The sequence below is a fragment of the Bacillus cereus genome, from assembly GCF_007678085.1.
Classification (GTDB): Bacteria; Bacillota; Bacilli; order Bacillales; family Bacillaceae_G; genus Bacillus_A; species Bacillus_A cereus_BE.
In genome coordinates this window covers 1,221,914-1,234,099 of the sequence record NZ_VEDW01000001.1, presented here as the reverse complement: position 1 = coordinate 1,234,099, position 12,186 = coordinate 1,221,914, and the positions used below count along the sequence as shown (strand labels likewise).

Below are 12,186 nucleotides of genomic sequence, written 5' to 3'. Positions count from 1 at the left end.
AATCTCTTGCATTTAAAGTAAGTGAAAGAGGAAATGAATTGTACGTAAAAACATAATTTGTTTTTAAAGATTCAAGTTCCACTTTGTTAGACAACGAAAGGATGAACAATATGAAAATTACAGATGTAAAAGTAAATCGTAGACGTGTTAATCTTCATACACCGTTTAAAACAGCTCTTCGTACCGTAACCGAAATAGAAAGTATAGATGTATTTGTTCATACAAATGAAGGGATTGTTGGCAAAGGTGCTGCAGCTGCAACGCCAGTTATTACGGGTGATTTCGCAAGCGGGATTGAAGAAGCCATTTTAGGGCCGATGCGTTCCTGTTTAATTGGTCAAGATATTATTCAATTTCAGCAGTTACTACAGCGCATTCAAATGAGTTGTATTGGAAATCCGAGTGCGAAAGCAGCGGTAGATATGGCTTTATATGATGTATATTGTCAATATCAAAACGTTCCACTTTACGCATTATTAGGTGGAAAGAAAGAAATTCATACAGATATTACTGTTAGTGTAGATGAGCCTTTCATAATGGCGAAAGAGGCAAAGCAACATGTAGAAAAAGGATTTCAAACTTTAAAAATTAAAGTGGGGAAATCTGCTCCTTTAGACTTAGAACGTATTGAAGCGATTCGAAATAGTGTACCAAAAAATACGACGTTACGATTAGATGCAAATCAAGGATGGAATCCAAAAGATGCGGTTAGGATCATTAAAGAGATGGAAAATCGCAATTTAAATATTGAATTTATTGAACAACCTGTTCATGCGAAAGATTGGGATGGATTAAAGTACGTCAAAGATCATGTACAAACGCCAATTATGGCAGATGAAAGCATATTTTCAGCGAGTGATGCATTTAAAATCGTTCAAGGAGGATATGCAGACTTAATCAATATTAAATTAATGAAATGTGGTGGTATACGTGAAGCGTGGCGTATTGCCGATATCGCTGAAACAGCTGGTGTAAAATGTATGGTCGGAAGTATGATGGAATCTTCACTTTCTGTTAGTGCTGTAGCTCATTTAGCTGCTGCACATCCTAATATTCATTATTTCGATTTGGATGCACCACTTTGGTTAATGGAAGAACCGGAAGGAATGACTTATTCTGGATCAAAGGTAAACCTTCAATCGACAGTGAATAGTAAATCTTAGGAGAAGAGACTAGTAAACTATCTTTTAAGGGGGATATGTATGAAAAAAGTAGGAACTGCATTTTTAACAACTTTATTTATATTTTCATCGTTTACATCAGCACATGCTGAAGAAAAGAAAGAGAGTAAAGCGTTTATCGATGTATCTGCCGCAACACTTTGGACTGCACCAGATTCATTACGGCCAATTGATGCACCGAGTGCTACAAATCCAGTTGATTTATGGAAGTGGACGAAATCAATGACGCTTGATGAGAAACTTTGGTTAACAAATGCAAATAAATTAGAAACGCAAGCGTTATTAGGTCAAGAAGTAACGGTTGTTGATAAAAAAGGGGACTGGGTGAAAGTTCTAGTCCACGGTCAGCCAACACCGCGAAATGAAGAAGGCTACCCAGGGTGGATGCCTGAAAAACAGTTAACATATAATCAAGAATTTGCAGATAAAACAAATGAACCTTTCGTATTAGTAACGAAACCGACAGCCATTTTATATATAAATCCTTCTGAAAAACATAAATCGCTTGAAGTGAGCTATAATACGCGACTGCCGCTACTTAGTGAAGATACGATTTCATATCGCGTGTTGTTACCAAACGGACAGAAAGCTTGGCTACGAAAAAATGATGGAACGGTTTACCGTTCTCAAAATGATATTCCAACTCCAACGACCGATGATTTAATCAATACAGGGAAAATGTTTTTAGGATTACCGTATATATGGGCTGGTACAAGTGGTTTCGGATTTGATTGCTCTGGATTTACACATACAATTTATAAATCACACGGTATTACAATTCCACGGGATTCTGGCCCGCAATCGAGGAATGGAGTTGCGGTTGATAAAGAACATTTACAAAAAGGAGATTTAATCTTCTTTGCACATGATCAAGGAAAAGGCAGTGTTCATCATGTGGGGATGTATATTGGTGACGGAAATATGATTCACTCACCAAGAGCTGAAAGATCAGTAGAGATTATACCGCTAAATACACCAGGATATATAGAAGAATACGCTGGTGCTCGTCGTTACTTACCTTAAAAAAATAGAGGGGGGTTTTCAAATGAAAAAAGTTGTTCGTTACTCATTAGTTAGTACTCTATTAGCTTCTTCAATTTTAGTCGGCTGCGCAAAAGAAAAAACAACGACAAAGCCGAAAGATGAGAAAAAAGTATTACAGTTACTAGAAACAGGTGAAATTCCGTCTTTACATTCAGGGAAAGTAACAGATGCGGTATCGTTTAACGTTTTAAATAACGTAATGGAAGGATTATTCCGTTTATCGAAAAATGATGAACTGATTGAAGCTGGAGCACAAAAATATGAAGTGAGTCAAGATGGGAAAACATATACATTCCACTTGCGTAATGCGAAATGGTCTAACGGAGATCCAGTAACAGCACAAGATTACGTATACGCTTGGAAGCAGCTTATTAATCCGGATACAGCTTCTCAATATGCATACATCGCCTACGATGTGAAAAATGCAGAGAAAATAAATAAGAAACAACTAGGGTTAGAGGAATTAGGAGTGAAAGCGAAGGATGATAAAACGTTCGTTGTGGAGTTAGAACATCCTGTACCGTATTTTACGAAACTACTAATTTTACCATCTTTCTATCCAATTAACGAAAAATATGCGAAAGAACAAGGTGATAAATACGGATTAGAAGCAAATAAAGCGGTATATAACGGGCCATTTACACTATCGGAGTGGAAGCATGAAGCGAGTTTTACAATGAAGAAAAACGATAAGTATTGGGATAAAAAAGAAGTGAAGCTAGATGAAGTAAACTATCAAATTGTTAAAGAAATTTCAACTGCGGTAAATTTATATGAAACAGATAAAGTTGATAGAGCTGTCATTTCAACAGAATTTGTAGATAAATATAAAAATAATAAAGAGCTAAAACAATATACAGATCCGGTTATGTACTTCTTCCGATTCAATGAAAATGTACCGATGCTGAAAAATAAAAATGCAAGGCTTGCACTAAGTACAGTGTTTGATAAGAAAGGACTTGCGACTTCGTTTTTAAATGATGGTTCGGTTGCGGCGAACTATTACGTACCAAAAGGATTTTTAAAAGGTCCAGATGAAAAAGATTTTAGAAGTACGGCAGGTGAGTTTAATAAGACGGATGTAAAACAGGCGAAAGAATATTGGGAAAAGGCGATGCAAGAAACAGGTACAAATGAAGTGACGCTTGAGTTATTAAACTATGACTTAGAAAACTTCAAAAAAGTAGGAGAATACATTAAAGAAGAGCTAGAGAAAAACTTACCAGGTTTAAAGGTAAATGTAAAATTACAACCGCATACGCAAAAACTAGCGTTAGAGAAGAAGAAAGAATATGAAATGTCACTATCACGCTGGTTACCGGATTATCCAGATCCAATGACTTACTTAGAAGTATTCCTTTCTGGAAGCAGTGTGAACAATACAGAATATGCAAATCCGGAATATGACGCGTTAATTAAGAAGATTAAAACAGAATTAGGTAATGATGAAAAAACTCGTTGGAAAGCAATGCAAGATGCGGAAAAAATGTTACTGGATGACGCAGTAATTGCACCGGTATTCCAGCGCGGGTTATCATACTTACAAAAGCCATATGTGAAAGATTTATATGTACATCAATTCGGTCCAGCTACAAGTTTAAAGTGGGCAGATGTAGAAAAATAAAAGTATGTAAAACAGACTTCACGTATGTGATAGTCTGTTTTTCTTATTTCAAGTTCGATTTATGGAATGCGGTATAATTTTCTAGAACGTAAACAGGGCTTGCAGGGGAATAATGTTGATTATGTGGACGTATCTTATTTTGAATTTAATTCATCATCTGATAGATTATAGACATTTTATATGCTTTTTCGCTGTTTAAAAATAAAATTATTACTAAATTTCCGGTGTGAAATTTATGTAGAATCTTGTATAATTAACGTGTTTCTATGGAAACATTTTCTTGTGCTATTTCTATAGGACAAGGAAGGAAATACATACATGTATATAATAGATAAATAGAATGGAACATGTATAGAGAAAAAGGAGAAAAAAATGACGTGTCAAAAACAAGGGTTACAATTTAATAGCGAGAGAAAGAGGAAGAGACGATGAAAATGAAGCATGCTTTTGGACCCATAATTTTAGCATGTGTGCTTTTTTTCATTATCATACTCATCCCATCGAAAAGTTTAGTATCACTTATTAGTGATAAGAAGGTAGAAGATGCTGCAACTTCCTTACAAAAAGAAAAACTACAAAGTGTTTTCTTACAGCAAAAAATGTTAGAGAATTCGCAGTATTTACCGATGTATGGTTCATCTGAATTTTTACGAATGGATGCATATCATCCATCTAATTACTTTAAAGTAAATCCGGCAGGTTTTACGCCATATTTAATGGGGATTGGCGGTACGCAAAGTTTAGCTCATATATTAAATATGACGTCTACTATGGATGGATTAGAAGGTAAGAAGGTAGTCTTTGTTTTATCACCACAATGGTTTACAAAGACTGGGGTATCACAAGGGGATTTTACGAACAATTTCTCTAAGCAACAAGCATATCATTTTATTTTTAATGATAAAATAAATGTTGAAATGAAGAAGCAAATTGCGAAACGACTATTAGATTATAAAGTTGTTCAAGAAGATGATATATTAAAAAATTCATTAGAAGGTATTGTATATAATGATACGAAATATAATATAAAAGCAGGTTTAGTCAAACCACTTGCTTATATGCATCGAAATATTTTAGATCATAGAGATTTATTTAACTCTATATTTAAGATTGAGCCGATGAAAGAAAAAACTAATGTGGGATTACGTTCAATATCTTGGGTAGATGCACGTAAACATGCGGAAGAAGAAGGGAAAGCGGAATCTACTACAAACTCATTCGGAATTGAAAATCCGTATTACTATAAACATAATTTAAAGAAAAAATTAAAAGGTTTAAAAAACTTTAGAGCAAATGAATCATATGAAGAATCAACAGAATATGATGACTTACAAATTGTTTTAAATATATTTAAAGAGAAAAATGTAAAGCCACTCTTTGTTTCTGTACCTGTAAACGGACCATGGTATGATTACGCTGGTTTCCCTAAAGAACGCCGCGAAGTGTATTATAAAAAAGTTCGGGAACAAGTTGAGAATGCAGGATACCCAGTAGTTGATTTCTCTGGCCATGAATATGATAAGTATTTCTTAAAAGATACAATTCATTTAGGCTGGAAAGGCTGGATTTATTTTGATGAAGCAGTACAAAACTTTTATACTGAGAAATAAGTGTGAAGAAAAAGGAACGGCTATAAGCTGTTCCTTTTTTAGTATAGAGGATTTTGATGTGGGCAATTCGGAAAGGCATGTATATCTTGAATTTGTCTAAAATCATAATGCTTCATTGCGAACTGAGCTTGGTAAAGGTATTCATACACATATAATTGACCATCATGTGCTGAACATAATACACCAGAAGTTCCTTGCCCATTAATGAAGGAAATACCGATAGGGCGTCCAATTAAGTATTGTATTTTTTGTTGCCAATGCATAGGGGAATCACTCCTTATTGAGATAATATACGAAAGGAATGAGTGAATCGTTGCTTATCCATGTAAATGTTAAATGAACGGGCTTTCTTGTGATTTATAAAGATTAGTCAATTTTATAATAAAAAACCGCTATAATTCGTAATGAATGTATAGCGGTTTTTATTATTATCTTAAGCAAGATTTTTACGTTTTTTTGTCCATTTTTTAATGATGAAGTATAAAAGAATAAGTATGACGCCGCCAAGTGCGAACGATTTCACATATGGCCCAGCAATATCGTTTATATTCTCCCAATTTTGACCTAGTTTTTCACCTAAATAAATGAAAATGATAGACCAAGGAATGATTGCGAGTGCTGTTAATGTAGTGAAGCGTAGTAATGGCATTTTTGTAATACCAGCAGGAATTGAAATCGCATGACGTACTATGGGAATAAAGCGTGCTGTAAAAATCACACCAGTCCCGTACCGATTAAACCAATCTTCAGCTGCATCTATATGTTTTTTATGAATGAAAATATATTTTCCGTATCGTTCTAATATAGGTCGTCCACCGTATCGACCAAGCCAATAAATAAAAATTTGAGCAATAACGCCGCCAATTGTACCGAATACAACTGCACCTACAAATGAGATACTCCCATTGAATACTAGGAACCCCGCATAAGCAAGGACAATCTCACTTGGGATAATCTCAATCATAAGTCCAAGCATAATGCCCCAATAACCTAATCCTTCAAAAAACGTTAATACTGAATGAATAAAACTACTTACCATTGTTGCACCTTCTAATTTATGAATTTTTGAATATATGCCCCTTTATTTAACTACATAAAAGGTTCACTATATGTAGATTATACCTTATTTATATAGGGGATTGCTATTTCAATTCTTTTATGTCTCCGATAAGTATTATAGTAAATGATAATGTATTGGAAATTTCCTATAATGATATGGGCTTTTAATTTACAAAGTGACAAGGGGAATGTATGCATAATAAGTATCAAATTTATGAACGACTTTCTATTTGGGATAGAGACATGATTCGGTTGATAAAAAGTATTTCAAAGGGTGGCTTATAGGTTCAAAAATTTAAAAATAATTCAAGGAGAATAAAAATATAAATATTCTCTTATCACCTAGACAGGTACTTCACTTTCAAATAACGAATTATAATGTTAATAAAATTTTATAGAAAATTAACGTGATGAAGGTGAAAATATGAAGAAAGCATTATTAGAAAAGGCCTCATATCTACATAAAGAAGAATTAGAACAATTACATAAAGCTATATTAGTTTCTGAGAAAGCTCATGAAGGACAATTTCGAGTTTCGGGTGAGCCGTATATTACTCATCCATTTGCAGTTACTGAAATTTTGTTAGATTGTAAGGCAGATATTATAACTTTAGTTGCAGCATTACTACATGATGTGGTGGAGGATACAGATTACACAATTGAGTACATACGTGATATATTCGGTAAAAAAGTGGCTGATATTGTAGAAGGGTTAACTAAAATTGATAAAAAACAAATCCCTAATAAAGAAGAGTATGAAGCAATAAATTTAAAGAAATTATTGTTAGCTACACAAGGAGATATAAGAGTAGCTATTATAAAAGTAATAGATCGTCTACATAACATGAGAACTTTACAGGTGAAAGCTGTAAAGAAACAAGTTCCTTATGCAAATGAAACACTCAAAATTTTCGCTCCGATTTGTAAAAGGCTGGGGCTATTTCATATTCAACACGAGTTAGAAGATTTAGGTTTTTATTATCTTAATCATTCTAAATATAAGGGAATGAAAATTCTTTTGCAAAATTATGTTAAGTTATTAGGGGATTTGTCTCAAAATATAATGCAAGATATAAATACTTTTCTAAATACATCTTTAATATTTGAAGTCGACTATGAAGTAAGCCCTATTTATACAGCTTATTCTCGTCTCCAAGATATTCAAGACATTACAGCAGTGTCAAAAATAATTATCACAGCCTCAAATAATTTAGACTGTTATAAAATATTAGGAATTATACATCAGCTATACAAACCAATTCCATATCAATTTGAAGATAATATAGCAATTGAAAGTGATGTATTAAACAAATACTTAAAGACCAAAGTGGTAATCAATAACCATGAAATAGTGATATGTATTGAAACAAAAATAAATCAGGAGATACGATATAAAGGGGTATTTCATATTCTTACAAAAAGTATAACTGATAAGGGCATGCAAAATATAATTCATAAATTGATGGAGCATTTTATTAAGACAAATGATCTAGTAACTCAAGATGCAATTGAATTTTATGATTTAGTATCATATGAACTATTCCAAGATAACATTGTAGCATTTACTCCTAAGTTAGATTCCGTGAACTTACCGCAAGGTTCTACTGTAATCGATTTTGCTTTCGCATTAAACCCTGAGAGTGCTAAGTATATGTCAGGTGCTAAAGTTAATGGTATAAATAAACCGATAACAACGAATGTTTCACATCTAGATATTGTTGAACTTGTGGTAACTGAAAACATAAGTAATGTAAGACAGGATTGGTTAAATTTCGCTAATAGTTCAAAAGCTCAAATCGAAATTTATAAAGAGTTACAAAGATGAATGGATTAAATTTATTGAGAAAACCTGTTCGAAATTTAATAGAATGAAATGATCATTTTTGAATTAATAATAGGCGATTATGATTTTTTATAATTATTATCTAAAAAAACAACCATCCACCTGTTCTAAATATATAACAGGTGGATGGTTGTTTTCATTATTAAAAAATAGAAGCATTTCTGCTCCTATTTCTTACGGTTTCACATCTAAATTCTGTAAAAATAACGTTGCTGTTACGTAACGTTTCGCCAACATTTGTACATAAGCGGTATGTACAGAAAGTGTGGCGATAATAATGGCGTTACGAATTGCTTCGCGTTGTTCGTTGTTAACCTGATCGAACTTGCTTGCGATTTTATCAGCTTTTTCTTTTACGATGTTTTCAATTGTATGAACTGTATCTGTTGCATTTAATTGCAAGCAATTCCCTTGATTGAGCTCTTCAAATAGAGAAGAGTATGCTCCATATAAATGAACAGGATTGATTAAGTCATCACTTCGATCGGCTGGGTCATTTACGATAAGGCGTAATAGCTTACGAATGGATTCGAAATCAAGTGCTGTTTTTAAATCTTCAACAATAAATAGTAAGGCCGCTTGTTCAATTGAATATTTTTTACCTTTTTGAGGAGAGCCAATCATTTCTTTTATATCTCGTTTCACCCAGTTTTGCATGGCCGTTACTGAGAAACTTGTATTTTCAATCTGATTTCCAAGCGCAACTATTTCATTTAATGAAAAACCGACGTCCGTATCTTCAATCTTAATTAGTTTTTCAAAAATTGGTGAAAGTGCGGTAGTAATAAAAGCAGTTACGCTTTGTCCGCTTTCAATATCTTTTTTATGTGACTTTGCCCAAGCTTCTTGTAAAATACCGAGAGGCTTTTTCGTATTCCACCCTCTTAATGATAGAAGAAGGGTAGCCATTTCGTTTCGTGTGAGATGAAATGTTTCCATCTTTTCACCTCCATAAATAATAAAAAGTTCTTATGAACCTATAATATGTTTTGTTTCATTTAAAGTCAATTCTGTTTTGCTTAATTTTTCCTTTGTCACCAAACTGTCGGAAGTAAATAATACTTGCATATTTCGACAAAAGTTCATATAATAAGTTCATAAGAACTTTTAAAATGTGTTTAAAACAAATCTATCATTCTGAATTTAGTAGAAAGGTAGATTTCACATATATCTATATAAAAGGAGAATGGATATAATATGTTGAAAAAACTTGTAGCAGTCATGACAGCATTCATGGTTATCTTTGGAGCTAGTAGCTTTATGTTTGTAGACCACGCAGCAGCGAAGGGGTACAAATCTGGTAAAAAATCATACACACCAACTTCTGGTCAAAAGTCAAAAGTTGATTTGAACAAAAAAGATAATAACGTGAACTCACAAAAAACGACAACAGATTCAAAAACAAAAGCAACAAACACAGCACCAAAAAGTAATAAAGGAAGCTTTATGAAAGGTTTATTACTAGGTGGTCTTGGTGGTTTACTAATGGGTAGCTTATTTGCAAATATGGGAGCTCTTGGTTCTGTATTAGCGTTTATGGTAAATATGTTAGTAATGGCTGGTATCGTAATGTTAGCAGTTCGTGCATTTAAATACTTCAAAGATCAACGTAAGAAAAAGGAAGATGAAGTAGCATGGAAACAATAAAAATTTCTGAACAAGAATTAATAAACGCGCTTTGTGTATATATCGCTGAAAAGAGACAAGTTGGTCCAGAAGAAGTTTTAGTTGAACTCATGTATGACGATGACTACGGCTTCTCTGCTGAAGTAGAGGTAAATGGTCGCCAGCAAATTTTAATTCAAGCGAACTTAATCGAAGCATTACGCTTATTACTTGACAGAGAATATAACGTCAATTCATTTGCAGCAAGATTACAACTTGAATTAGATGATGAAGAAGGCATTTACGCATTAGCGAAATTGAATAACTCAGATGAGTAGGAAAAAGAGCTGTTGAGAGTAATCTCAACAGCTCTTTTTAGTATGTGCATAAGAAAGGGAATAATCACGCCAAATCTCATTCATTTTGCGTCTACCAGCATTAACCATCGGGTTAAATTGTATGGAAGCTTGTTGACGTACGGCGTGTACATGTTGGATCGCTTGTTGTATGTGTTGTTCAATAGTATGAGCTTTTTTATTTGCTTGTTTTACGATAGAATACCCAGCAACATTCCCTTGTGCCATTGCGATTTTCCCGCTTTCAATGCCAGTTATATTGCCGGCGACAAATAAACCGGGAAGAGGGGTTTCCATTGTTTCGGAATGCAGTGGAACATGTCCGCCTAATTCCGGAATGTAACGGAAAGGACAGCCAGCTACAGCAGCAAGCTCAGCAAGAGGGTATAAGCCACCGGCAATACAAACGAAGTCTGCCTCATATATTTGTTCCGATCCAGTTATGATGTTTCCTTTCGTATCAATATTGGCAACGCGTACACCTTCAACTTGATCTGTTCCGATAATTTCAAGAGCTGCTTTTCGAAGGTGAAGAGGTGTGCCGTTTATTTTCATACCTTTATTTGGATAGAAGTTTAATCCAACTTGTTTCGCCCAATTATATTTCATTAATCGACTACCTATACGTAATAAAGGTGATGGGGCAAGGTGGGCAGCATGTAAGAGAGAATTTAATACTTCTTCTGGTTCACCAGCCTTTTGACTTAATTCACTTTTTTCAGGAAGTACGATCTGTTCTACTTTAATTCCTGCTAATTGTAATTCATTTAAAATGGCGAATGACAAAATGTTAGCACCAATAATTATTCCTTTTTTCCCAACTTGAACGCGATGTACATTTGTCATTACTTGGGCTGCCCCGATTGACATAACTCCTGGAATTGTCCAACCAGGAAGGGGAATGGAGTACTCAGCAGCTCCAGTAGCAAGTAAAACGAAAGGTGCTTCTAACGTACCGATATTCGTATGTACGAGCCAAGAACTTTCATCTTTATCTAAATTATAGACGGAAATGCCACATCGAATATGAACTGAAAGAGATTGTGCTTCTTCGTAAAGGCGTTTTGATTCTTCTATCCCGTTCCACCATTCTCCAGTAGGTTCTTGATGTAATTGACCGAGCAATCTTCCGCCAGGCTTCATAAATTCATCAATAACAAGTACATTCAGTCCAAATCGAGCGCAAGAGATGGAGGCTGATAAACCTGCGGGTCCAGCTCCGATAATAATGACATCTTTCATCGCTTTTTCACCATCTCTCTCACGATATTTGGATGCTGTTTTCCGCTGTCAACAATCATATCTTTTTCTACAACAGTTAAGCATGCTCGTACGTTCGTTTGATTATTTACTGTGACGCGGCACTCAGAGCAATGTCCAATATTACAGTAAATACCTCGCGGCGTCCCACTATCCTCATGCACTCTTAAAGTTCTTATTCCGTTTGCGAGTAAAGCGGCCGCAATCGTTTCATATTCATAGGCTTCATATTGTTGCCCGTTAAATTGGAAAGTGATGCGTTTACTATTATTTAAACTCCCTAAAATAGGGTGATGGGTAATTCTATTCATTGATTTTCACCTACCGCTCCAAAGGTAACTGCGCGCACAGGTGGTTGACATTTTAATGGGATTTCATTAGTAGTTACGTCAGGATTTGCACTTTCAATCATTCGATCTATCATCATTCTGCATGTGCGGCCACCGCAAAATCCCATGCCAGCACGTGTTCTTAGTTTTAATTCTCTTGCCGAGCATTTATATTCAGCAATTGTCGATTGAAGTTGACCGTATGTAACTTCTTCACATCGACAAACAATTAAGTGATCTTTATTCGTCATATGTATTCCTCCTCTAGTTCGGTT

13 protein-coding genes are annotated in these 12,186 nt (G+C 34.5%); 7 read left to right on the top strand and 6 right to left on the bottom strand.

Going from position 1 to position 12,186, the window contains the following annotated elements; all coding sequences use genetic code 11:
- Positions 1–101: 101 nt before the first annotated feature.
- The 4 genes from FS742_RS06325 (at position 102) to dltD (ending at position 5,459) form a co-directional block, all read left to right on the top strand.
- On the top strand, positions 102–1,163 hold the full coding sequence (locus FS742_RS06325; protein ID WP_144611643.1) for a dipeptide epimerase: 1,062 nt from the start codon (positions 102–104) through the stop codon (positions 1,161–1,163).
- 39 nt (positions 1,164–1,202) lie between these two features.
- A complete protein-coding gene (locus tag FS742_RS06320; protein ID WP_144611642.1) occupies positions 1,203–2,204 on the top strand; it encodes a C40 family peptidase in 1,002 nt (333 codons plus the stop codon).
- A gap of 22 nt (positions 2,205–2,226) precedes the next feature.
- Positions 2,227–3,849 (top strand): peptide ABC transporter substrate-binding protein, encoded by a 1,623-nt coding sequence (locus FS742_RS06315; protein WP_144611641.1) that lies wholly within the window; start codon positions 2,227–2,229, stop codon positions 3,847–3,849.
- A 428-nt stretch (positions 3,850–4,277) separates the two neighbouring features.
- Positions 4,278–5,459, top strand: a complete 1,182-nt coding sequence (gene dltD / locus FS742_RS06310) for a D-alanyl-lipoteichoic acid biosynthesis protein DltD (protein WP_144611640.1) — start codon at positions 4,278–4,280, stop codon at positions 5,457–5,459.
- Between the two features lie 38 nt (positions 5,460–5,497).
- Here the strand turns inward: dltD and FS742_RS06305 are convergent, their stop codons facing one another.
- Positions 5,498–5,722: a hypothetical protein gene (locus FS742_RS06305; RefSeq protein ID WP_000558703.1), complete on the bottom strand. Its 225-nt coding sequence runs from the start codon at positions 5,720–5,722 to the stop codon at positions 5,498–5,500.
- 170 nt (positions 5,723–5,892) lie between these two features.
- The gene (gene uptA, locus FS742_RS06300; RefSeq protein ID WP_144611639.1) at positions 5,893–6,498 is read right to left on the bottom strand and encodes an undecaprenyl phosphate transporter UptA; all 606 of its coding nucleotides are present in this window, start codon (positions 6,496–6,498) and stop codon (positions 5,893–5,895) included.
- A gap of 444 nt (positions 6,499–6,942) precedes the next feature.
- On the opposite strand from uptA, the gene FS742_RS06295 reads away from it, so the two are divergent.
- Positions 6,943–8,343, top strand: a complete 1,401-nt coding sequence (locus FS742_RS06295; RefSeq protein WP_144611638.1) for an HD domain-containing protein — start codon at positions 6,943–6,945, stop codon at positions 8,341–8,343.
- 192 nt (positions 8,344–8,535) lie between these two features.
- Here FS742_RS06295 and FS742_RS06290 read toward each other — a convergent pair whose 3' ends face one another.
- Positions 8,536–9,300, bottom strand: a complete 765-nt coding sequence (locus tag FS742_RS06290) for a DUF1836 domain-containing protein (RefSeq protein WP_144611637.1) — start codon at positions 9,298–9,300, stop codon at positions 8,536–8,538.
- 258 nt (positions 9,301–9,558) lie between these two features.
- Between FS742_RS06290 and FS742_RS06285 the strand changes: the two genes are divergently transcribed.
- Positions 9,559–10,008 carry a hypothetical protein gene (locus tag FS742_RS06285; protein WP_048525932.1) on the top strand — a complete coding sequence of 150 codons (450 nt, stop codon included), beginning with the start codon at positions 9,559–9,561 and terminating at the stop codon, positions 10,006–10,008.
- Positions 9,996–10,304, top strand: a complete 309-nt coding sequence (locus FS742_RS06280; RefSeq protein ID WP_098438047.1) for a YxcD family protein — start codon at positions 9,996–9,998, stop codon at positions 10,302–10,304. Before FS742_RS06285 ends, FS742_RS06280 begins: the two co-directional genes overlap by 13 nt.
- A 24-nt stretch (positions 10,305–10,328) precedes the next feature.
- On the opposite strand, the gene FS742_RS06275 is transcribed toward FS742_RS06280, so the two are convergent.
- The 3 genes from FS742_RS06275 to FS742_RS06265 are packed head-to-tail and all read right to left on the bottom strand — an operon-like array spanning position 10,329 to position 12,162.
- Positions 10,329–11,564, bottom strand: coding sequence for an NAD(P)/FAD-dependent oxidoreductase (locus FS742_RS06275; RefSeq protein WP_144611636.1), 1,236 nt, complete (start codon positions 11,562–11,564; stop codon positions 10,329–10,331).
- Positions 11,561–11,893 (bottom strand): (2Fe-2S)-binding protein, encoded by a 333-nt coding sequence (locus FS742_RS06270; RefSeq protein WP_087983834.1) that lies wholly within the window; start codon positions 11,891–11,893, stop codon positions 11,561–11,563. Before FS742_RS06270 ends, FS742_RS06275 begins: the two co-directional genes overlap by 4 nt.
- Positions 11,890–12,162, bottom strand: coding sequence for a (2Fe-2S)-binding protein (locus tag FS742_RS06265; protein ID WP_144611635.1), 273 nt, complete (start codon positions 12,160–12,162; stop codon positions 11,890–11,892). Before FS742_RS06265 ends, FS742_RS06270 begins: the two co-directional genes overlap by 4 nt.
- Positions 12,163–12,186 lie beyond the last annotated feature (24 nt).